Consider the following 23,258-nt stretch of genomic DNA (forward strand, 5'->3'; position numbering starts at 1 on the left):
CTAGACGAAAGACTAAATATTTTATTTAGCATGACTACCGAGTTTAAATTGGATTATTGTTAAAAATTCTTAGCCCAATAAATCCAACTAACACAACGAAACCTAACGTCCTGCGAAAATAATTAACGCCTTGAAACAATTCAAGCCACGCCCAAGTAAACAATGAGCCAAAAGCTACTAGGTTTAACCCTACATTGATCAAGCCAGTTGTAAAAATTAGTTTGAGCAAACTAGCTACACCCCAGACAATGATAGGTAAGTTTGGTGGTTGAGCAATAACAATATTACCATTGCTGTCACGGAAGATTTTATCGAACAAGGTCTTTTCCATAGTTTCTATGATTGTATTTATTATTTATTTTTCTAGTTAAAAGAAAGATAAACACGAGCCTAAAGAAAGATTTTTTTGACAGACAAAATAGATAGCTGATTAAACTGACAATATTTCAGGGCTATTTCATTCTCATATATCCAGAAAATTTATTCTCTGTCTAAATACATTAAGTCCGTTTAAACGGACTTTAATTTTAAGCCAAGAAATTTATTTCTTGGTTCACTACAGTTAGAACGAAATAGCCCTGGACAATATTTGGAATACCTTAAAGATGTTTCCAAGAGCTATTTTCCTGTTTTTTGATTTTGGTTGCGGTAAAATAGCCATAAAGCTTTGGAGAATGTGACAATAGCGCGTTACAAATAAATTGTGTTCAAACTCGAATTAAATTTACCCTTAGAGGATAGTCGCACTAGAGGAAAAGATAAAACTATCATCCTGGCAGACATGACTTGGGAAGATTATCTGCAACTAACTGATAGTAATAGCTCCAACTATCGTCTCGACTATTTTGAGGGAATAATATCAATTATGGCTCCAAGCCGAAATCACGAACGTATTGTTCAAATAATAATTTGTTTAATCAATGCTTACTGCCGAAAATATCAGCTAAAGTATTTTGCTTTCGGCTCATCAGATATAAAAAACCCTCCAGTGGCAGGCAAACAGCCCGATGCTTCCTACTGCTTTGAAAATGAAAAAGAAATTCCTGACTTAGCTATTGAAGTAGTTTTTTCCAGCGGTGGCGTTGCCGATTTGAAAAAATATCAGACTTTGAACGTGAAGGAAGTCTGGTTTTGGCAGCAAAATCAACTAAAAATTTACTGGCTAACAGATACCAGTTATGTATTAAAATCTCAAAGCTATGTCTTAAATAAGCTCGATTCAAATCTATTGGATAGATTTATTCAAAGAGGATTTAACGAAGACCAGCTAACAATTGAGGCTGAGTTTATTGAAGAATTAGAAGGTTGAGCTTTTCATGGCGAGTGGAATTATATTTATCAAACCTCATTATCAAACCTCAAATTGCCACCTAATTGTTCAAATTATTTTTACCTTGCTTGTAATACTTGCTCGACTGTCAAATCGATTTGTGTTAATAAGGGTGAGTAAATGCGATCGCTGCCTTGATAAACTTTTTCTTCATGAAAAGTGATCTATATAATAGTCTATTTTAAAAAATATCTCGCTAAATTTAAACATTATTACAATTATAGTTGTTGTGAATTTTGTTAGAATTTAATAACAACAAACTAATTTATTTATCTTAAATTAATGTCTAAAATTCTTCAATTAACTCCACAACAAAAAGCATTAATTCCTATATATATAGAAAAATGGCGTAATATTGCTTTGTCCACAAAACAACTAGATCACCAGCAGGCAATAAAAACCATTCAGGCAGCATATCAATTTCTTGGGTATTGCCCACCTGAAATATTATTTTTTGAAAGTATACAATCAATTTGTAAAAATTTTATGAGTTTGTTAGAGCAAAGAATACCTAACTTATGGTTATCAGAAAAAGAGCCTCTTTTAAAAAAAATTGGTAATAGGCTAGGTAAACCGTTGGTTAATAATTTTAGCTATCAAGTTTTTAATCAGTTTCGACCAATAATTCTTTAATATATAGAATTAAAATACTATTTGGATATAATTTCGGATGCAAATCTATCCTATGGTTTATATGATGTTATTAATGCTATATCGTATGGTTATGCTAGCAGCTTTTGCCAAATTAAAGTCAACAACAATTGGATTAAATATGATCCACGAGTTAAATCAATAGACAAAATTAAAAATAAACTTATCAATAAATTGTCTTCTAATACTATAGAAAGTTTTTGGGAAATACCTATATCTGGTGCATGGTTTACTGATTATTTTAACGATGTAATTATACACAAATACGATTCAGAACTATTAAGAATATACAAATCGATAATAATTGATTGCAAGGTCATCATTCCTTTTAGAGCAGTTTGCTTTGTTTGCGATCGCCCTATCAAAATTCTATTAGACAATTGCAACAATCTCCATGCAAAGGGAGAAGCTGCAATAGAATATGCAGATGGATTTAAAATTTATGCTCATCATGGTTTAGTTTTACCAGAAAAATAATAATTAGTTCAGCAGGAAGAAAAGTTACAGAAGATCGGGCGATCGCATTTAACTTCTAGCAGGAATTTCTATATTTTTACTGTACCGTCGTCTGATCCCGATTATGGATAGGAGAAAGTTGTTTGCTTTGTCTTTCTACTGCCTCAAATAATGCTTGAAAATTACCTTGACCAAAACCCTGAGCGGAATGTCTACGTTCAATAAATTCTAAGAAAAAGGTTGGTTGTTCAAAAATAGGTTGAGTAAAGATCTGCATTAATAAGGAGTGGGGGGAAGTCCAATCGCTATCAACTAAAATTTGCTGTTGAGCCACGGCAGCTTTTTCCTCTGCATTCAAAGACAACAATGGTTTAAGACAATCGTAATAAGCCTGGGGAACAGTTAAAAACTTTACTCTTTCTTGCATTTGAGCAACATCAGCAATTAAATTTTGCGATCGCAAGGCTAAATGTTGAATGCCCGATCCACCATTAACATCAATAAATTCTTGAATTTGGGAATTAGCTGTAGTCGGTTGATTGATATTAAACTGCACTTCCCCCACATCATCAATGAGAGCCTGGCTAGTTAACCCCGAACTGTTGGTCTCGATCTTAAAGCTTTGCTGAACTTTAAAGTTAAATAATTCTTGATACAGTTTAACAGCGGGGTCTAATTTACCCTGAGCTACATTTAGAACTATATGATCGATCTGAGTAATATGAGACTGACTATGGCGATCGCTCTTATAGGGTTTGAGAGCAATGGGAACACAGCAGTCAGGTTCTTCTGTAGCTTCAATCAAAGTGTGCTGTAAATTTTGCCAGCCAGTAATCTGAGCAAATTTAAACTTACCCTGGAATGATTGCCATGGCTGAATATTTTGCACGATTTTTACTCCTAAAGGTTGACTACGCTCAATCGTGGCAGCCAAATTCTTTACCCTGAATGCCAGATCCGCAACTCCTTCTGGATGATGCTTGAGATATTGAGCTACTGGACTAGTGGAGTTGAGGGGAGAAGAAATGACAAAATAAGCAGAATTAAGCGCAATTAACTCTGTGTGGGTATGTTGACTAATGCAGTTGCCGATCGCTTGAAAGCCAACATTGCGGATAAACCAGTCTCTTGTTCGTGCTGCATTCCTAGTGTAGAAATGAACATGATCGATTTTCATAAAATTACCGCTGGCATGTTTATTTAGCCTTTTTATTTACTCGCACAAATTAGCCCAAAACGAACCAATCCTTTGCTATAACCACTGCTCATTAAGCCCAAAGATAATGCTCCTTGGATCGTCTGCCAACCTGCTTTAAATAAGCCAGTAATTGCCTTGGGAGCGATCGCCGAATCAATCACCACATCCCAAAATGGCTCAACTGCGATCGACCAATCATCAGATTTCATGTTTTGGAAACCGCACTCTGTAACAATTTTCCGATACTCCGAGAGTGAAATGACGTAAGGCAAGCAATACACTCGATAAATTTCTTTAAGATGAGCCACCTCATTAGGAGTTAAATCTCCTGCTAAGGAATCAGTCTCTCGATGACACCAGGTAGCAAAGATCATTTTTCCGCCTGGTTTTAGCACACGATAGCATTCCGAGAGGAACTTAGCTTTATTTGGCATATGTTCGCCACTTTCTAACGACCATACCAGGTCAAAAGTATTGTCCCCAAAAGGCATATCTAGGGCATTAGCCACTTCAAAATTTACTCGACCTTCTAAACCTGCTGCTGCTGCTCTTTCCTTAGCTCTTGATGCTTGAACAGGAGAGAGAGTGATGCCTGTGGCTTTGCAGCCAAATTTTTGTGCTAGGTGTAGAGTGCTGCCACCAATACCGCAGCCAACGTCAATTATATTTTGCGGGGGATTACCTTTGTTATGACCACTGTTATAACCACTCCAAAGTAATAACTCTTCAATTAGTTCGATTTGTGCCTGACGGCGATCGAGCTTGTAATTACCATTTTTACCATAGTAACCGTGGTGCATATGTTCGCCCCAGATAGACTCCCATAGTTCACTAGAAGCATCATAAAACTCGCGAATATCTTGATATAGACTATTACTCATAAAACAAAAAATTAGCTGAAGGCACAGACGTATTCTTACCATAGCTAAATCATGCATTTTTCGCTAAAAATCAGACTATTTAGTAAAAAATAATGAATAAATCTAATGATTTTCGAGGAGATATTGCAGAAGCGTTTAAAACTTTACTAAGTTTCTCAGCTCATTTTGATTCACCTAAGTAGGTGGGTGTAATTAAATTGGAAATGAGGTTAGGGAGTAACAAGTAACGAGTAAAGAGTAATATGCGGAGCGGTATCCTTTAGGACAAATAGCTCTAAGGGTAGGGGTTTGATCAATTATTTTGCCTACCTACTTAATTGATTTTCTGTTCAAGCGATCGCCTGTAATCAGTAACCAGTCACCAGTAATCAGTAATCAGTAATCAGTAATCAGTAATCAGTAATCAGTAATCAGTAATCATGCCCAATCTTACCCCCGAACAACAAGCAGCAGCCTATGCAAACTGTAGCGTAGTGATTACAGCAGGAGCGGGTACGGGTAAGACACATATGTTGGCGGAGCGATATCTTTATTATCTGCGGGAGAGAGATTTATCACCGTTAGAGATAGTCGCGGTAACTTTTACCGAGAAGGCTGCTACAGAATTGCGATCGCGTATCCGCTCTTTAGTTAGTCAAGAGTTACCCCAGCGTTTGGATCTGCTTGCCGAGTTGGAAGCTGCTCAAATTAGTACAATCCATGCCCTTGCTGCCAGAGTCGCTCAAGAACACTTTCAGCTCATTAACATTCCTGCGGATTTTCAGGTATTGGATGATCTAGAAGGGCAAGTCTGGTTAGATGATGGACTACAGCAGGCACTGACGCAACTATCTCCAGAGGTTTTTCAGCTCATTCCTTATTCTCTCTTGCAGGATGTTTTAAGCAAGTTGCTCGACGATCCTTATACGGCGCACAAAGCTTTACAGCAGGGGATTCAAGACTGGGAGGAATTAATTGTCAATGCCCGTATCCAGGCGGTAAAAACCATAGTTAATGATGGGGCATGGCAGTCTAGTAAAGAGGTATTACAACAGCATCAAGGGCAAGCAGGGGATAAGTTAGAAGCAATTCGTCTGTCAGTCTTACAAGCGATCGCCGATTTAGAAGCTGCGGAAAATATTGATACAGCGATAACCCTTCGGGTACGCTCCGCGATCGCAACTATTGAACAGGTTAACCTAAGAGTCGGCAGTGACAAGAATTGGCAGGATATGAAAACTGTCAAAGATGCCTTAAAAACTTTAAGAGAGTTGGTTAAAAAAGTTACCAGTCAAGGGTTACTAGATTTAGCGATCGGTGAGGCTGATGAGCAGTTAAAATTAATTCTGCCCGCCTTAACCGAAGCCTATCAAGAGGTTACAGCTTATCTTAGTCGTCTTAAGCTACAGAGAAAGGTACTTACCTTTAGCGATTTAGAACTATACGCCCTACAGGCATTAAGTAATACTCAGGTACAAGACTATTATCATCAACGTTGGCAAGTATTTTTAATTGATGAATTTCAGGATACTAACCCCACCCAGGCGGAATTGCTCAACACCCTCACCGCTCAGGCAGAATTAACTATTGTGGGGGATATCAAACAGTCAATCTATGGCTTTCGGCGGGCGGATATTCGCGTATTTCAACAGTTTCGCGATCGCATTTTGGGGAACAACGGCAAGGAAGTTATTCTTAGTACCAGCTTTCGCACCCATGAAACTTTGATCGAGCAGTTTAATCAAATCTTTGCCCCCTTGCTAGCAGAAAACCATCAGGATCTCAATGCTTTTCGTCAGTCAAAACCAGCAGCAGGAAGCAGCGCAACGGATCAATATTTACAAGTGTTAGTTATTGGCGATCCACTAACTAAAGAAGGTGAAGAGAAACCACCGAAGCCCAATAAGGCGAACCGACAGCGAGTAGAAGCATTTAGCCTAGCAGAAAAAATTAAGCAGATGCTCGATCGCCAGACTCCTGTATTCGATCGGCAAACTAGACAGATACGCCCCCTTGAACCCAAAGATATTGCTATTTTGACTCGTACCTGGCAACCTTTAGAAGTATACGGCGAAGCATTAGCAGCAATTGGTATTCCTGTCGCCCCTGCGGGAGGGGGTAATTTATTAGCTACCAGAGAAGCGAAAGATGCCACGGCTTTACTACGATTTCTGGCTAATCCACGGGATGATATTGCTTTAGTAGCAGTATTGCGGAGTCCTTTTTTTGCCATCAGCGATCGCCTTTTATTTCAAGTACGGGAATCTTTTGAGCGCCAAGCAGATCGAGATACCTGCTGGTGGAGTGAACTAGAAAAATGTCAGTTGAGCGAATTATCTCGCCCAGTTAGAGTCTTGCAACAGCTATTAAAATCTCGTCAATCGGAAATGCCCTCGCGTATTTTGCAGCTTGTAGATCGTTTAACAGGATATACGGCAGTAATTGCTAATTTAGCGGGCGCGGACAGAAGATTGGCAGATTGGCGCGGATTTGGACAGTTAGTTAAGGATCTAGAACAAGGCACTTACGATCTATTTGGAGTAGTGCGTCGCCTCAAGCGTTTGTCTGAACAAGAGGTAGCAGTACCCCGCCCGATCATAGCAGTGAATAACGCTGTCTCGTTAATGACGATCTATGCGGCTAAAGGTTTAGAGTGGGGTGTGGTAATTGTGGCGGATCTGAGTAAAGAACGCCGTAAGTCCGATCCAGCAATCCGTTTTGATGCTCAATTAGGAGTGGCAGTAACCAGTAAAACCCTACTAGGAAAAACTCAAAAACCAGTACTGTACAACTGGCTAGAATATCTTCAATCACAAAAAGATCGCGGGGAAGCTATTCGAGTATTATACGTTGCCTTGACTAGAGCTAGAGATTATCTAATCTTGAGTGCTGCTGAACCTTACAAAGGAGAACTAAACCTTCTACAGCGGGGTATATCTGCTGCCAATGTTCCAACTTTTACCATTCCCTACACTGACAATAAAGCACTGCCTCCCATACTTCAAACTCCTGTTTTACCAGAACATCTGCCACCGCTATTATTAAATCCTCTGGGTTCAGGCTTATCAGAACTACCTGTTACTGCTTTAACCGACTATGCTCGCTGTCCTCAACGGTTTAAACTACACTTTATCGATGGACATCCAGGTTTAGGAGAAGGCTTTGCTTACAGTATGCAAACAGGGACATTAGTGCATAAAGCTTTAGAACATAACCTGACCAAAGCTCAAGACTTATTACCCTTTGCCGAAGCCGATTGGTCACAATCAGTATGTGACGAGGCGATCGCTTTAGCCATCAGATTCTTTAAATTACCTGTATATCAACACCTTCGTCAGACAGCCGTAGCCAAAGAACAACAGATTAGCTTTAAACTCGATCGCCTAACCTTCAACGGCGTAATTGATTTGGTGGGTAATGATTGGGTATTAGACTATAAAAGCGATCGCACTATCCAACCCCAAGATCACCGTTTCCAACTTTGGGTATATGCAGCCGCTTTAAATCATCCTCATGCTCACATCGTCTATTTACGCCACGACAAGATCCATAGTTTTACACCAAGCCATTTAGCAGAAATTGCCGAGGAAGCCTATTCTCTAGCACAAAAAATAAGCCAGGGTGACTATATAGCCACCCCAACCACTGAAAAATGCGCCTACTGTCCTTACCTAGCTTTTTGTAATGACGCAACGATCTAATTTATTAATTACAGCGAATTTCAATTGGATAAAACCCATTACCCATTACTTCGATAAATTAATGCGTCTACTCAATCGAAAACTGCTGTAACTTTCACCCAAATACTCCTGAAAGATCTTTGCTCACTGGGTAACTTTTTACACTCAGTTGTGCCATCTAGTTTAAGACCACCATCATCACTGAGAATATGCAAGCGATCGTCTTGATTGGGATAAAATAAAACAGACTCTGGGCGAAAATCTTGAGGAAAAACAATTCCTTCAATCATTTCTGGATTTTCTGCTGAGTTTCCCGACCATTGATAAAGGCAGAAGTTGCTACTATCATCAAAAGCTCCTGCACAAATAATATAAGTCTGATATTTTTCCCAGTATTCAATACTTCTAATCCCTAATCCTCCTAGATCAAGCCTAATTGGCTCTCCGAACTGAGCCGACGAATTTTCTTGGCGGACTAATTCGGCTGGGTTTTTTAAAGGAATTAGTAAGGCTTTTCCGTCAGGAACGGGATTGCGAAAACCAATTAATAAATCTTGATTAGGAGTAGTACATAATCCTTCTATATTTATGCCATCTTTTGATTCAGGAGTTAGATGTTTATCTAGATCGATTGATTCAAAGTATTGTTTGAGTTCTTGATCTTCTAATGAATCCCGTAGATCTTGCAAAAGGTTTTCATAAGAAGTACCCGATTGCTCAACAGAAATATTTTTTCCTTCAACAGTGATTTTCGTCCCAAAAAAGTGGTGACGTTGAAGCTTTAACTTGCCTTTTTTATTTCTTCCATGTGAAGTAATCCAATAAACCACTCCATCTAGTAGTGCTGCCCCTTCGATATCTACTTCTTTTTGCTTAGAATTATTTTTAAAATAGTGATTAAGGTCAATTTCCTGAGTTGGTTTGCCAGATTTTTTAGCCTGATAAACTCTCAAAATATTATCTTCATCATTAGCAACAATAACATAATCGCTCTTTTCAACAGCGATCGCTGCTGAAGCATCGCACATTCCTTGATGATTTAATTCTTCGATCACAGCGATAAAATTTAGCTTTTTCATAATCAAGCATTGCCAACATAGTAATTATTTAAGCGATCCCGAAAAGTGTTTTTAACTCAAAATAATTAAGTACAGGACAAGCTTAGAGAAAAATAAATCAAATTTAAAACTTGTCTTTATTTCCTCTGCGAATTTTGGCAACACTATCTTGATTACATAATGCTCAATGCTTATTCACTCTAAGCTTCGTCGTAGGCTTCAATATCTAATAAGTGGATATAAGGCTGTGCTAGCTCTTCTCGTTGAAAGGCGATCGCCCGCAGCAAATGCCAATCTTCTAAGGCTTCAAAAGGGCTATTATATTCATCCTGTTCCAAACGACTAGCAATAACAGCAACTTGCTCTTCAGTAATTCCCACAATGTCTTGCTTAGTCAACTTTAAAGTAGTCATTAGCCCATATACCTCAATTTAAAGTTTAGAAATCGTAAGATATTCCACTTACATAAGTGTAACTCACTTTAATTCCAATTTAGTATTGCTCAACACTTTTTAGCATTTAGAGAATTTAGAGAATTTCAGTCAATTTTAAATTAAATCAAGTCCGCTTATGTACTTCTAATAAAATCTTTGCCCCAAACTAAGCGGGATAAACGCCTCTGCGTCTTTGCGACGCGAAGCTAGTCCTTTAGGGCGCGAGACTTAACAATCAAAATATTAAGTGCAATTTTAAAGAGAAATGGTTTAAGATGCCTTGTTTCTTTGCAAAGAGCAAAATGTAAAGTACCCTGATAATAAATTTAACCTGGTGGGAAAATATGTTTTTACTGATTAATAAAGCTTTTAATTTATGAAACGGATTTTTATTACTGGCGCGAGTGGTTGTATTGGTCACTATATGACCGAAGCTTTAATTCAACATACTAATCATGAACTATATCTGCTAGTAAGAAATCCTGACAAGCTCAAATTTAACTATCAGGCTCGTCCAGGAATTCATCTTTTAGTGGGGGACATGTCCCAGATTAAAAAATATAGCGATTTGCTACTCAAAATTAACATCGCGATCTTGGCAGCGACAGCTTGGGGAGGGAAAGAGGAAACTTATGATATTAATGTAGTTAAGACTTTATCATTAATTAATCTGCTCAATCCTCAAATTTGTGAACGAGTTATTTATTTTTCTACCGCCAGTATTTTAGACCGCAACAACCAGCTACTTGTACCCGCCTCTCAGTTTGGACACGACTATATTCGCACTAAATATGAGTGCTTTGAGCAGCTTTCTCACCAGGCTGTCGCTGACAAAATCATTGCCGTATTCCCGACTTTAGTTTTTGGTGGAGAGCAAAATAAGCCCTATTCACATCTAAGCGCAGGGATCACCGACGTAACTAAATGGATTAGTTTAATTCGTTGGTTTAGCCTCGAAGGTAGTTTTCACTTCATCCACGCCCAAGATATCGCTAAGATTATTAGCTATCTGGTCGAAAATCTTGATTATGCTCCTAATTCATCTGCTGAAAGTATAGGCTGTCTTGTTTTAGGTAATCCTGCTATTTCTGTCGATCGGGCGATCGCCCAAATCACCAGCTATTTTAATAAAAAGATTTATTTACGCATCCCGCTTTATATCTGGCTAACCAATATCTTGATTAAGCTATTTAAAATTCAGATGGATGATTGGAGTCGTTTCTCCCTCGACTATCGCCACTTTACCTATGCCGATCCTGTCACCCCAGCCAGCTTTGGTCTGCAAAACTATTGTTCTACTGTGGAAGAGTTAATGAAAGTTTCAGGAGTTTGATTTCTAACTGCAACTAGTTTTGAGTAGTAATTAATGTAAAGCAACTTTAGTTTTAACTTCATTCCTCAACTGATTACGGTCGGGTAATTCTTGCTCTAGATAACGCAAACGAGGCTCACGATAGGCGATCGCTACTACCACTAAATTAATCACACCTAAGATAACTAGTAGTAAGGTAACACCTTGACCCATCCCTGTATTGATTACCTTGCCGATCATCTGCGCGATAATCCCGCCTTCTGCCATCAACGGATTTAGCACATTATCAACCAATGGGCCTGCTAACAAATAAGCACAGATCGCCAGCGATCGCTCTAAGGTTTGCTGTAGGGCAAATACTCTACCCTGAAGACGACTGGGAACTTTACTCTGCCAAATTGCTTGGTTACAGCTAACAATAATTGGCTGGGAAAATAAATAGCCAAAGATCCCAAGTGCCAAAATAACAGGGGAAATCTTGAGACCACCAATTAAAACGATTAATCCCTGCAAACCAACAAAACAAATAATTGCTTTAACGCGGTTACGAGGCCCTGACCAGACGCTCATCAATACGCTACCCAGCAACATGCCACAGCCACCAACAGACAGGACAAAACCTAGTTGTGTCGTCGATCCTGGTTGATATAGTAGTGGCCAAAGAACAACTTCGATCATCCCCATGGTGAAATAGCTAATTGCAATGAAGCAAACTAGACGTAATAAACCTGGTCGCAGAACAATATAATTCCAGCCAGCCACAGCATCGCTAATCACCTGATTAACCACTTTGTTGCTTTTTTTAGATCGTTTGAAATCGGGAAACTTGACGCTAATTAAGGTTAAAATCGCGATCGCAAAAGTACTTATATCAATACACAAGATAGTTTTTAGACCAAAGCGGTGTAGTAGTAAACCCGCGATCGCTGGAGAAGCAATTTTGGCGATCGCAAAGGAAGCCTGTACCATCCCGTTAGCTCGAATTAGGTTATTTTTTGGCACTAATTGGGCAATTGATGCTGTGTAAGCAGGCTGTTGAAAAGCATTAAGACTTGATGAGACAATTAAAGCTAGATATATCTGCCAAACCGCTAGATGATTCGTCCAGACTAAAGCCAGAATAGCGATCGTAACTAGTCCTGTTCCCAGATCGCTCATAATCATGGCAAAGCGCCGATTCCAACGATCGACTAAAACCCCTGCAAGAGGAGAAATAATCACCTTGGGTAGATACATAAATAGGATCGTCAGAGCGAATTGAGTTATTGTCCCTGTGTCTTGATATGTTTGGTCGAGAATCCAAAACCCCAAGGCAAACTCAGTCAGTTTCGTGCCTAACAAGGATACGACTTGTCCAACCCAGACGATCAAAAAAGTTTGCATATAAATTTTATTTAATATGGGTATCGTTCAACAAATATAAAAACTGAATAATTTTGAATAATTACTTAAAAGTTTGTCTAACTATAGTAGCTGTATTAATTTAGGGGTAACATCTATAGTAGGTTAATAATTTAATTGTAACACTTAAGTATTTTATACAAACTACAAACTGACAAAAAGATTATGATAGATGTTGTAGGTTGACTTTGCCAGACTCTATTACTTGTTTGACATGAATACTATAGCAGCCAGTGATGCCGATCTTGGCTCTGGCTTAAAAATTAATCCTTAAGATCGCCAATCAAAAAAGAAGCACTTACGTATACTCACATATAATAGTTGCTAATTATGTCTAAGATCTTAAAGTTTTAAACTAAAATCATAGGCGATAACAGAAATTTAATGGAAATTAATGGCTAGGGCGGAGAATCATAAGGAGAATTATTACTTAATTTTGGGTGTATCCCAAAATGCAAGCCTCAAGGAAATTAAGCTAGCTTTTCGTGGTTTGGCGCGTCAATATCATCCTGATTTAAATCCTGACGACCCAGTTTCGGCCGAAAAGTTCAAGCAAATATCTCAAGCTTACGATGTGCTGTCTGACGCCACAAAACGTCGTCGTTTCGACCGTAATATTCCTCTTCAGCAGCCTCAAACACCACGCAAAAATAATCAACCAAAACCAAATTCTCAAACAAAGTCTGCTAAAGCATCGCCCAAAACACATCTGGATTATTATAATCGGGGTTTGCTACGGACTCAGACTAAAGAGTATCGCCAGGCTATTGATGATTATAGTCAAGCAATTAAGCTTAACCCTCGATTTGTCGATGCCTATCTTAAAAGATGCGAAATGCGCTACAAGCTGGGGGATAACCAAGGAGTATTAAATGATTGCCATGAAGTGCTAAACATCGATCCCACTGTGGCAAAAGCTTATTATTATCAGGGTCGAGCGCGTTACAGTTTAGGATACGTAGAACCAGCGATTGAGTCTTACAATTTGGCGATCGCCCAAGAGCAAAATTATCCTCAAGCTCATTATTATCGCGGAATTGCCTATAAAGAATCCCAAAATATGACCTCGGCGGTTAGTGACTTAACTCAAGCAGCTGAATTATTTCGCCAACAACAAAATTATGATGCTTATCGTCGCACACAAAAAACAGTTAATGGACTTAGTAAAAACAACATGGTTTCTCGTCAAGAAAACTTAGCTTACAATTTTTTGACCACCCTGGGTTTATCTTTGCTCAATCCTAGCGGTGGACTGTTGCCTGCTTTTTCACGCTTAGAAGACAAGCAGTTAATCCAGGTGGGAACTGTCTATGGCTTGTTATCTTCTTTGTTTTTTGTTTGTAGCTATTATATGGTCGGCATATTATTTTCTTCACCTGTTTGGCAGCTATTTTTGATTGCTTTAATTCCTTTTTTTTGTTTGATCATAACAGGAAGTATTTTACGCGGTTTGTGGCATCATCGAGGTAACTTCGCCACCGATATTTTCTTAGCGGGTGTGGCGATCGCTCCTTTAGCTTTAGCTGCAATTTTCATCGGATTTGTGTCTATTTCAACTTTATCAATCGTCATTCCCTTAATGTTTTTTGGTTGTTCCTATAGCGCTCTTACTTTGCAAGCTGGCTATCTGCAAGTGCTAAATATTACTGAAGCAAAAGCTACTTTTATGGCTGCGCTAATGTTGATGTTAAATAGCTGTATATCTTTTGTGTTGATCTCTAGTTTGGCTGTTTAAATAGTTATTGATTGTCAGCTAGGCACAACTGATACTCAATCCTGTTGGTATACAACATTTATGGGTAATAGGTAATAGAATTTCAGCGGAATTATAGCTACACGTAACAACATTAGAAAAATTTTGAAATACTACTTCCTATTTCTTATTTCCTACCTCGCGCATTCCCTTGCGTCTTACGCCGTCCTAAAGGATACCGCTTCGCATAACGCGGGGTCGCTCGTCTACTTACGAGCAGATTACTATTGATATTTTAATCTAACTTTGTACGACTATAAACTGCTTACCACAAAATTATTTTTGAGAATCGGATTTAGTATGATTATTTAGTTAAAAAACAAAAAAATACACAACCTAATTATTTTATACAGGTTGCATATTTTAACTGGATCTTTATAATTCAAATAAATTTTATCTAGTTTTATCTAGCTAGTAGCTATGGTTTCTGCATCAACATCAACAGTTTTGCTGGCAGAACTTTCAGTACTAGCATCTGTAGTAACGTTTTTATTATCTTGACGAGTTTGCAGTTTAGCAATCATCATTTGTGATAGTTCAGTAAATAATAAACCTGCTAACATTACGTCATCTATCTGACCTAAAACTGGAAGAAAGTCTGGTGCAATATCAATTGGGCTAACAAGATAAATAATAGTTCCTAAAATTACCCACCAACGGTATTTAGGGTGGCGGATTGCATCGCGATACCAATTATATAGGGAAGAAAGAGAGAAGTTCATATTTATTATTTGTGTCCTCGACTAACTTGTTTTATTTTGACAGATTTTAATAGTAACTTCAGGGTGGATAACCAGATATCTATCTTTCGGTAAATACGATTAAAAAATTACTAAATCAAAGTAAAAAACTCAGAGCTTTTAGACCTATTCGTCTTTGTCTAACACTTTTTGATAGTAGTCCATCTAGCAAATGATAGATAATCCAAGATTTAAGCTGTTGAGTTATGAGTATGCTTAAAACTGATTTCCCGAATAAAAAAAGACCTAAGCAAATTAATAGCTTGGCTAGATAGTTGAGTGGTATTAAATACCAAATCAAAATGTTAATTGTAATTATAGCGATCGCCATCAAACCAGATAATAACCAGTAATACCAAGCTTTTGATTTAAAGGGAAGTTGCGCCAGGATTTCGCCAACGAGCCAATAATGAGCTTGAGATATTTGATTGAGTAGTGGGGGATTATGGATCAATTCTTGCTTGATTTGCTGAGAGATTTTACCTTCTAGGTCGATGACACTGCGAAACAAAACATGAGAAACTTGCTCGTTGTCAAATAAATATTCTGTGGAAAAAGTTAAGCAAGATTGCGCCAGAGTTGAACGCGGTGAGCAGGGTAAATTTAACAGCGCATAGTGACGTAGATTAGCTAAATTAGTCGCAGATAGAACTAATTTAGTCTCGGTAGCTTGATTCTGGGCGATTTGCTCCAGTAGTTTGGCATCCAGACAAAAACAAACTCGATCGGGAATAGTTACTTGACGGCTGATTCTGGTTAATTTAATTTGAATACATGAATTTAGAACTTCGTTGCTCATTGCTCATTGCTCACTGTTGAATGGCGTGCGACCAAAGAAAGCATAAATTTGACTAACCCGCGCCACTGTTGTTCTCCTGTGGCGGTTGAGCGTTCGTGTAACTGTAAGAGTAAATGGCGATCGCTGCGTCCTAAAATTGCTTGAGAATAACGGTTCACAATTTTACCGTTGAGTTGTAACGATGTTTGAGCGTACGTCGTATCCGTAATATCATGCTGACGGGATGAACTTTGCAAAATGTGATCGCGCCGATCTAAAGCAATTTTCCGTTTGTTTAACTGCTGCAAGATATTAATAAACTGACGTTCCTTTAATAGTTGATTAACCTGTGACATCGAGTTACGACTACTAGAAATTGGTTCGGGTAATCTCGTGGGAATATTCTCCCAATCAACGTTTTGCTGACTTAAAATCGGTAAATCGCGTTTGATTTCAGCTACTAGCAGGCGGTTATATTGCGTTGAACTAGCATCTATTAGCAAGAGACAATAGGCTAATTCTAATTGTCGGCGTAACTGCAAATAGCGATTCCACAAAGACAGATCGATTGCTGATTGTTCTAAAAAGGAGCGAGAGAGACCATAAATAGCTTGGTAAACTTCCCAAGGGATAAAGATCTCATCGACAATTTCATCCACAATCACAGTGCTGATTTCCACTGTAGTAATATTTGTCAGCATTTGATTCAAAAACGGCATTTAAAAAGGATGTGATCCTGAATTCTGTTGGTATACAACATTTATGGGTAACGAGTAACGAGTAACGAGTAACGGGTAATAGAGTTTCAGCGCAATTATAGCTATTCGTAACAACGTTAGGGCATTTTTGAAATACTATTTCCTATTTCCTATTTCCTACCTCGCGCATTCCCTTGCGTCTTACGCCGACGCGGGGTCGCTCGTCTACTTACGAGCCAATTACTATTGATGTCCTAATCTAACTTTGTACGACTATAAACTGCTTACCACAAAGTTATTTTTGAGAATCGGATTTAGTCTAATTTACGACTCAGGATCTGTGTCAACTGCTTCGTTTTGTTCTTCCCAATTGTGCCAAGTTTCTTTGGCTTCTTTGATGTTGAGAGATTTTAGATCGAACACTCCAGTTTTGACATCAGGCTCTTCATCTAACCACTCACTCCAGTCTGGTTGATTTTCAGGAGTTGCCGTTTCTTCTAACTCGGCACCATCTTCAAGATCGGCCAAAGACAGTAGATCATTAACCATCTGCTCATCTTCAGCATTTAAAGCAGGTAATTGAGGTTCAAGATTATTTTCCTCAATCTTGGCTACAGGCTGATTTGTCTGATTTGCTCTGTGGTTGCCTACTTTACTAGCTTCTAAGGCATTGGGCATGCCATAAAGATTACCAGTATTAGCTTGCGTTGGCAAAGATTCGCGGGCGACATCTGCTGCAATATCTACCCAATTCGCATGTGTTGCTTGCTGCTGTTGAAAAGACGACATCAGTTGGAACATCTTTTGCAAACTGATCAAATTGTGTTGAATTGTTTGGTGTCCTTGAGTTACCTGCTGAAGGTGGAATTGCTTAATTTCCGAATAGCGATCGCCCGTTAGTTTTTCGCCAATTTCATTTTCAACTTTTCCTTCAATTAAATTGATATGAGTATGGAGATAGTTATCCATCTGAACATTTTCTGCATCGATCTTCTGTCCATCGGCGGTGACTATTTTTGTCGTAATATTTAACTCTGGTGCATTGCTCATCGCCACCAGAAACGCTTCGCTAATATTACCTGCTTTAATTGCTTGTTTAAAATCTTCGCTGGATGTCATCGTTATTAATCTTCTAGAGGTCATATCCAATCGAGCCAGCTTACCTATCTAAAATTTAAATACGATCTGGATTAATCATCAATTAATTAAAATCTGTCGCATCTGTTCTAGGTTGGCAAGATTCTTGATTAAAGATTCTTGTCTTTGGCGTACTTGCTCAATATGCCATCGTTGTAATTCGCCATAGGTAGGATTGTCAATCAATTTAAGATCAATTTCATGTTCTACTGTTTGGTTGAGGAGATCGATTTGAGTATGAAACCTACTGGTTGATGCCGATTGCTCTAAATGATCTAAGTCCCAGCTATCGACATAAGTACTTACCTCAACCTCCACTATTTCACTCATGGCAATGGTTAGAAGCTGAAAGATTTCTTGAGCTAAAGATGGGGCTGTAGTTTGTCTATTTGATGTCATGAGTAATGCATTTTAACTAATCAGCTTCGTTTAAAGCAAAATGTAGGTTGGGTTTCGTGCCTCAACCCAACGATTAAAAAATTTTGTTGGGTTTCACTATCGTTCTACCCAACCTACCAAGTCTCTAAGCAACTAGGCAGTGTGTGAATTTAACTAAAATTTAATTAAATACGCCATTAATTCCAGAAATTTGTCGCATTGTAGCCCAAGCTTTCCATCATTTGATATAGCATAGGCAGACTTAAACCAATAACATTGCTGTGACAACCAACTATTTTCTCGACAAACATACCGCCTTTACCTTCTAAAGCAAAGCTACCCGCGCAATTGAGGGGTTCACCAGTAGCAATATAGGCTTCAATCGTGCGATCGCTAAGATCGGCAAAATAAACCTCAGTCACACCACAGCGAACAATTTGTCTTTGTTGCTCCAGGTCAATTAAAGCATGACCTGTATAGATTTTACCCATTTTACCGCGCATTCCTCGCCAACGGGCGATCGCTATCTGGGGTGATTCTGGCTTACCATAAATGCGATCGTTGATCGTCAGTACCGAATCGCAACCCAAAACCAAAGCACCTTTGAACTGTGGCGCTACAGTTTCCGCCTTACATCTGGCTAAAGTCTGTACTAGTTCTGCTGCATCTTCAAGCTGAATTTGATCTTCATCAAAATCGCTCTTACAAACAATCGGCTCAATCCCCACCATCCGCAGTAATTTTAGACGAGCAGGGGAAGCTGAAGCCAAAACGAAAGGCGGGGATGTAGATGTCTTCTTGGCGCTCATAGACAGTTAATGATTCAATTGCTCTCAAATAGGATCGTGAAGATTAACGCACAGTAAAGGATTTAACCGCCACCTCAAAACTATCCTTAACTGTATCCCAGCGTTTTTCAGGCGTTGAGAGATTAAAAGTAAAAATCTTGCCTCTACTTACCGCCACACTAGCAATATTGTGTCTTGTCCCTTGTTCGGGTATTTCTTCTTCATACTCTAATAGATAATACTTCTTATCTTTATTTTCTCTGGCTTCAGCACGAATAAACTCGGCTTCTCTTTCACCTTTAGGAGTACTATTAATTACCTTAAGTAGACGATAGCCAACCTCAGAAGGACTACCCAAATCCTCTAGAGTTTTACCATCAGGAACTTCGTTAATAATGACGCTCAGATTTTCAGTTCTTTCGACCAAATCGCGAAAAACCACATCGACAGTTTTTCTGGCAGAAGTGCCTAGATTAACAGGAATCCAACCGTTAGGATAGAGAAACTCATACCCCTTACTCGTATTAACATAGCTTTGTAATCCAGTTACCCCTGTAGAACAGCTTGTAATGACTAAACTTAAAACAATTAATAATCCAGCGCAAAACGACTTAAACATTTTTGTTTAGTTACCTCTATAAATCAGCTTTTTGTGATATTTGTATCTTTTATTTTTGATTATCTCACGACACAGAAATGCCCCAGGCTAAATTGTTTGCCCAGGGGACATCTACCGTCATTTTTCTTAAGATTAAATGTTTAAAATCTTAACTTACAGTTGAAGCATATACTGCAACAGCTACAACACCACCTAAAAGCAAAAATGCGAGGACACCAAAAATTGCATAGTTGCGTTTTTGCGCCGAATCTGGCTCTTCTGCTGTATACATTTGAGGTTCTCTAGCAAAATTATTTAGTAATCCACCTTCTTCTTCTGTATAAGGCATAAATTTTATTTCCTCTAAATTTTTATTTGTAAACCTTAATAAATAGTAATCTTATTTATCCGATCGCACAATCAATCATGCGATCGCATTTAATCTTTTTAAGAGCAAAAGTCAGTTTGAACTTAGCTGAAGCTTAACCTTAGTTTCGTCAGATATGGCAGATATTTCCTGATAACCAAGTTTTAAAAATAAGTCAGGCTGAAGTGCAATAGTACCATTAGCAATCAAACCGTTACCCTCAGAACTTGTGCCATAGCCTAGCTCAAAGTTCCATTGATGTTGGTTTGGACTAACTTGAGTCTGAGAATGTATTTTTGCGCCCCAGACTATAAATTCTTGCTGCTCTTTCTTGCCTGAAACATTCTGATATTTAACAAAAGCAGAGCATTGAATCCCAAAATTGTCTGAATCAAGCAGTTGACTGCTCAGTTCTAAATTACTTTTATTTTGATTACCATTGTAGGTAAATTGTAAACCTCCAATCTGAGAATTTAATTGCCACTGTAAATTTTGCTCATGATCTAAAGCTGCGGTGGCAGAAAGAGAAAAGTAATCGTTGTGTATTGCTACTTTTATTCCTGCGCTGTAATATTTTGCTTTAGTATTTCCTCTGGCAACTAAAGTTAAACCAGGATAAACACCCCAATTCACATCAAACTTTTGTTTTTCAGCATCGCTGTAGTAATTAGCTACAAAATTGGAACTAGGTTGAAAACGAATATGAGTATGAAAATCTATGCCAGATTCTTGCGCCAACAGAGAAATAGTAGCTTTAATTGGTAAGATATCGCCGTCGTAGGTTAGCTGGGTAAAACCAACTAAAGCATTTTCATAAACAAAACCAACCCCCATGGTTAGCTGTTGGGTGATGCCATGATGATAAGTAATTCCAGCACGAAAATCTTCAAATTCTGGGACAGCATTAAAACCTCGATCGAGAGTTACTGGCTTGGCTAAGTTGTGATTTCCCCCGCCTGAAACAGTGAGACTGGCACTACCTAAAGCTAATGCAGGAGCAGAGTTGGTGTAGTTTAGCGACGATGGGTTTGTCTGCTGCTCATGTTTTCCCCAATGTTCAATGGTAGTTATACCCCAGTATCGATGTTGATTCTTACTTGGCCAAAAAGTTTTTTGGAAGCCTAAGACTAAATCATTTTGATACGACTGATGAATATAAAGTTGCTGTGGCAAAGATGGTAATTGGTCACTTGTTTGCTCCGAGGAATTAGGCAAAGTCCACTCTTGGCGATGAGGCTCCCCTAAAGGATATGCGTAGCGGTATGCTTTAGCACTAGCTTCGCGTCGCGCCTCCGCTGCGCGATCGCAAAAATTGAGTACACAATCAGTTTTAGGAGATATTTGGGGGAAGAAATAATTAGTTTGTAAAGGAACACTAGAACTAGAAAAGACAGTTTGTTTCAACTGCTGATTAAATTCTGTGTTGGCGGACACTATCTGCCTTTGTTGGGGCGATCTTGGTTTAACTGGAGTTGCCAGAGTGGAATTAGCGCAGCTAAGACAGCCGAAAATACCACCAAAGAGGACGTTTGCTACAATGGCTTTCATTCATGTATGGGAGAGATAGAAGAAATTAAAAAGTAATTACGACTCGCTAAGATGACGCCAAGCAAACCAAAACTTTGATTTAATTTGACTGTTAGTCAAATTGGTATTTTTGTAGTTGTCAAAAACTACATGAGTAACAAGAATATTATCGAGTTTTTTACTTTCTGTACTCTTATATTCTGCCCATTTTTGCTGGAAATTAAACTAAAGTTTATCTAAAGAATAATTGCTCAAGGATTAAACGAGACCCAGCCTGGGTTTTAGCGATCCTAAGCAATCTCTTCGGGGATTAAATTCGCTGATTAGCCGATTAAATGTCAACCATTAAGTTCAACAACAATAGAGATATGAAAAAATTTGCCACAATCTTGTTACTAAATCTAGGAATCATTGGCGGGATGACCAATATTGCTCAGGGAGAAAATGCGGCAACTGCCCCCGAGGAATTAACTCAAGTTGTTGCAGGAATTGAAGAAGCTGCGAACAAGAAAGATATAGAGGGAGTGATTAATTACTACAGTAAAGACTTTAAGAATTCAGATGGCTTAACGACGGCTACTTTAGAGAAGGCTTTAACCCAAATGTGGCAAAATTATCCCCAGCTAAAATACACCACGGAAATTGAATCTTGGTCAGAATCAGGAAATGAGCTAGTTGCCGAAACTCTCACTACCATCACAGGGATTCAAACTAAAGCGGGGAGACAAGCGCAATTAAACTCAACAATTAGATCTCGCCAATATTTTCAGGGACAAAAATTAGTTCGCCAGGAAATACTAACAGAGGAATCGCAGTTAACATCTGGAGCTAATCCTCCCCAGGTTCAAGTCGTTGCACCAGATAGCGTAACCACAGGTGAAAAATATAATTTTGATTTGATTGTTGATGAACCCTTGGGAGATCGAGTATTGTTGGGAGCTGTTCAAGAAGAGAAAACTGCTGCTAATTTATATCTTAACTCCGCTTCCTTAGAGTTAGAACCATTAGCTGCGGGGGGAATCTATAAAGTGGCAACTGCTCCTACAGTTCCTCAAAGTAATTGGCTATCGGCTATTTTAGTTCGGGGAGATGGTATGACCATGATTACTCATCGAATTAACATTAAAGAACAGCAAGCCAAACAGTGAAACTATTTAGGCAATAGCAGAATCCAGAATTATGTCGCTTGTTAAAAATAACCGTAAATTCTTAGCTCTTAAATTTGGGAGCGAGGTTTTAATCTGACTGACAACAGTATTTTTGTCTAAAATCAGAAAATGTGATGAACCTTGAGCCGAAATAATTATTTCTGTTAGCTTAGTTATTATGATTGTGATATGTCTCCAGTTCTCAAAAAGGTTCGTCTGTAACGTCGATCCCTGGTAGATGATCACTTTTTTCAATCAACATGAGTCAGAAACATTTCCCCCATAATTCAACCTCAGACAGAACCTATTGGCAAACAAGATCGCTAAATGTTCTAACACCTCCAGTGCGTAGAAGCCGTAAACATAACCAGAAACATTTAAAGTTGCGTCGGCATAGTTTAAGTAGGCTAATTCGTTTAGCCTATCTCAGGCTATTAAGATTGCAGGATAAACCAGAAGTCGTAGCCAAGGGATTAGCTGTAGGAGTTTTTACTGGCTGCTTCCCCTTCTTTGGTATGCAAAGTCTACTGGCGCTCTTGTTCGCTGCTGTTTTTCGTGGTAGCAAAGTCGCAGCATTAGCAGCAACCTGGATTAGTAATCCTCTAACCTCTGTACCGCTTTATATTTTCAACTATAAAATTGGTAAGCTGTTGTTAGGAACACAAGATACAGTTCTGCCACCCCTTACTCTTGAGTCTTTTGCTGCCTTTAAAGAACTAGGTTCTACCTTTGCAATTACTTTGCTGACGGGAAGTTTTGTGGTGGGAATGATTATGGCGGTAATTACCTACTTTTATGGCTTGGCAATTTTAGAACGAATACACCATCGCACTATCCGCCGTCGTAGCATCAGAAGGCAAAAATAAAATGAATATATCTTCAATTTTTAACATTGATTGGGACTAATATTTAAGGCGATATTAAAAAATTCTGACTAAAGAAAGATGAATTGAGCAGAGTAAATAT

At 38.6% G+C, this 23,258-nt stretch carries 23 protein-coding genes; 8 read left to right on the top strand and 15 right to left on the bottom strand.

Annotated features, from left to right (window positions below):
- Nucleotides 1-43: 43 nt before the first annotated feature.
- Nucleotides 44-331 (bottom strand): hypothetical protein, encoded by a 288-nt coding sequence (locus KME09_13130; GenBank protein ID MBW4534871.1) that lies wholly within the window; start codon nt 329-331, stop codon nt 44-46.
- A 372-nt stretch (nt 332-703) separates the two neighbouring features.
- Between KME09_13130 and KME09_13135 the strand changes: the two genes are divergently transcribed.
- The 3 genes from KME09_13135 to KME09_13145 all read left to right on the top strand — a co-directional run bounded on the left by KME09_13135 (nt 704) and on the right by KME09_13145 (nt 2,458).
- Nucleotides 704-1,309 carry a Uma2 family endonuclease gene (locus KME09_13135; GenBank protein MBW4534872.1) on the top strand — a complete coding sequence of 202 codons (606 nt, stop codon included), beginning with the start codon at nt 704-706 and terminating at the stop codon, nt 1,307-1,309.
- A gap of 303 nt (nt 1,310-1,612) precedes the next feature.
- Complete coding sequence (locus tag KME09_13140) at nt 1,613-1,963, top strand: hypothetical protein (GenBank protein ID MBW4534873.1); 351 nt, start codon at nt 1,613-1,615, stop codon at nt 1,961-1,963.
- 21 nt (nt 1,964-1,984) lie between these two features.
- On the top strand, nt 1,985-2,458 hold the full coding sequence (locus tag KME09_13145) for a hypothetical protein (GenBank protein MBW4534874.1): 474 nt from the start codon (nt 1,985-1,987) through the stop codon (nt 2,456-2,458).
- A gap of 76 nt (nt 2,459-2,534) precedes the next feature.
- On the opposite strand, the gene hppD is transcribed toward KME09_13145, so the two are convergent.
- Complete coding sequence (hppD, locus tag KME09_13150; protein MBW4534875.1) at nt 2,535-3,614, bottom strand: 4-hydroxyphenylpyruvate dioxygenase; 1,080 nt, start codon at nt 3,612-3,614, stop codon at nt 2,535-2,537.
- Between the two features lie 32 nt (nt 3,615-3,646).
- Nucleotides 3,647-4,516, bottom strand: coding sequence for a methyltransferase domain-containing protein (locus KME09_13155; protein ID MBW4534876.1), 870 nt, complete (start codon nt 4,514-4,516; stop codon nt 3,647-3,649).
- A 419-nt stretch (nt 4,517-4,935) separates the two neighbouring features.
- On the opposite strand from KME09_13155, the gene KME09_13160 reads away from it, so the two are divergent.
- Entirely contained in the window at nt 4,936-8,196 is a 3,261-nt protein-coding gene (locus tag KME09_13160) for a UvrD-helicase domain-containing protein (GenBank protein ID MBW4534877.1), read from the top strand.
- A gap of 71 nt (nt 8,197-8,267) precedes the next feature.
- Here the strand turns inward: KME09_13160 and KME09_13165 are convergent, their stop codons facing one another.
- Both KME09_13165 and KME09_13170 read right to left on the bottom strand, forming a co-directional pair.
- A complete protein-coding gene (locus tag KME09_13165) occupies nt 8,268-9,254 on the bottom strand; it encodes a DUF3616 domain-containing protein (GenBank protein ID MBW4534878.1) in 987 nt (328 codons plus the stop codon).
- Between the two features lie 179 nt (nt 9,255-9,433).
- The gene (locus KME09_13170) at nt 9,434-9,646 is read right to left on the bottom strand and encodes a DUF2555 domain-containing protein (GenBank protein MBW4534879.1); all 213 of its coding nucleotides are present in this window, start codon (nt 9,644-9,646) and stop codon (nt 9,434-9,436) included.
- Nucleotides 9,647-10,043: 397 nt separating this feature from the next.
- On the opposite strand from KME09_13170, the gene KME09_13175 reads away from it, so the two are divergent.
- Complete coding sequence (locus tag KME09_13175; protein MBW4534880.1) at nt 10,044-11,000, top strand: NAD(P)-dependent oxidoreductase; 957 nt, start codon at nt 10,044-10,046, stop codon at nt 10,998-11,000.
- Between the two features lie 30 nt (nt 11,001-11,030).
- On the opposite strand, the gene KME09_13180 is transcribed toward KME09_13175, so the two are convergent.
- Nucleotides 11,031-12,362, bottom strand: coding sequence for an MFS transporter (locus tag KME09_13180; GenBank protein MBW4534881.1), 1,332 nt, complete (start codon nt 12,360-12,362; stop codon nt 11,031-11,033).
- Nucleotides 12,363-12,774: 412 nt separating this feature from the next.
- On the opposite strand from KME09_13180, the gene KME09_13185 reads away from it, so the two are divergent.
- On the top strand, nt 12,775-14,115 hold the full coding sequence (locus KME09_13185) for a DnaJ domain-containing protein (GenBank protein MBW4534882.1): 1,341 nt from the start codon (nt 12,775-12,777) through the stop codon (nt 14,113-14,115).
- A 425-nt stretch (nt 14,116-14,540) separates the two neighbouring features.
- Here KME09_13185 and KME09_13190 read toward each other — a convergent pair whose 3' ends face one another.
- The 9 genes from KME09_13190 to KME09_13230 all read right to left on the bottom strand — a co-directional run bounded on the left by KME09_13190 (nt 14,541) and on the right by KME09_13230 (nt 21,165).
- The gene (locus tag KME09_13190) at nt 14,541-14,855 is read right to left on the bottom strand and encodes a DUF1232 domain-containing protein (GenBank protein ID MBW4534883.1); all 315 of its coding nucleotides are present in this window, start codon (nt 14,853-14,855) and stop codon (nt 14,541-14,543) included.
- A 115-nt stretch (nt 14,856-14,970) separates the two neighbouring features.
- Entirely contained in the window at nt 14,971-15,672 is a 702-nt protein-coding gene (locus KME09_13195; GenBank protein ID MBW4534884.1) for a hypothetical protein, read from the bottom strand.
- Nucleotides 15,669-16,370, bottom strand: coding sequence for a hypothetical protein (locus tag KME09_13200; protein ID MBW4534885.1), 702 nt, complete (start codon nt 16,368-16,370; stop codon nt 15,669-15,671). Before KME09_13200 ends, KME09_13195 begins: the two co-directional genes overlap by 4 nt.
- Nucleotides 16,371-16,673: 303 nt before the next feature.
- Nucleotides 16,674-17,468: a hypothetical protein gene (locus tag KME09_13205; protein MBW4534886.1), complete on the bottom strand. Its 795-nt coding sequence runs from the start codon at nt 17,466-17,468 to the stop codon at nt 16,674-16,676.
- Between the two features lie 78 nt (nt 17,469-17,546).
- Entirely contained in the window at nt 17,547-17,885 is a 339-nt protein-coding gene (locus KME09_13210) for a hypothetical protein (GenBank protein MBW4534887.1), read from the bottom strand.
- A gap of 176 nt (nt 17,886-18,061) precedes the next feature.
- On the bottom strand, nt 18,062-18,673 hold the full coding sequence (gene maf, locus KME09_13215; protein ID MBW4534888.1) for a septum formation inhibitor Maf: 612 nt from the start codon (nt 18,671-18,673) through the stop codon (nt 18,062-18,064).
- A gap of 43 nt (nt 18,674-18,716) precedes the next feature.
- Nucleotides 18,717-19,271 carry a photosystem II reaction center PsbP family protein gene (locus KME09_13220; protein MBW4534889.1) on the bottom strand — a complete coding sequence of 185 codons (555 nt, stop codon included), beginning with the start codon at nt 19,269-19,271 and terminating at the stop codon, nt 18,717-18,719.
- Between the two features lie 148 nt (nt 19,272-19,419).
- Nucleotides 19,420-19,599: a ssl1498 family light-harvesting-like protein gene (locus KME09_13225; GenBank protein MBW4534890.1), complete on the bottom strand. Its 180-nt coding sequence runs from the start codon at nt 19,597-19,599 to the stop codon at nt 19,420-19,422.
- A gap of 111 nt (nt 19,600-19,710) precedes the next feature.
- Nucleotides 19,711-21,165 carry a hypothetical protein gene (locus KME09_13230; GenBank protein ID MBW4534891.1) on the bottom strand — a complete coding sequence of 485 codons (1,455 nt, stop codon included), beginning with the start codon at nt 21,163-21,165 and terminating at the stop codon, nt 19,711-19,713.
- Between the two features lie 347 nt (nt 21,166-21,512).
- Between KME09_13230 and KME09_13235 the strand changes: the two genes are divergently transcribed.
- A complete protein-coding gene (locus KME09_13235; protein MBW4534892.1) occupies nt 21,513-22,292 on the top strand; it encodes a nuclear transport factor 2 family protein in 780 nt (259 codons plus the stop codon).
- 260 nt (nt 22,293-22,552) lie between these two features.
- Complete coding sequence (locus KME09_13240; protein MBW4534893.1) at nt 22,553-23,158, top strand: DUF2062 domain-containing protein; 606 nt, start codon at nt 22,553-22,555, stop codon at nt 23,156-23,158.
- Nucleotides 23,159-23,258: the final 100 nt, after the last annotated feature.

The sequence above is a fragment of the Pleurocapsa minor HA4230-MV1 genome (genome assembly GCA_019359095.1).
In the GTDB taxonomy this organism is placed as follows: domain Bacteria; phylum Cyanobacteriota; class Cyanobacteriia; order Cyanobacteriales; family Xenococcaceae; genus Waterburya; species Waterburya minor.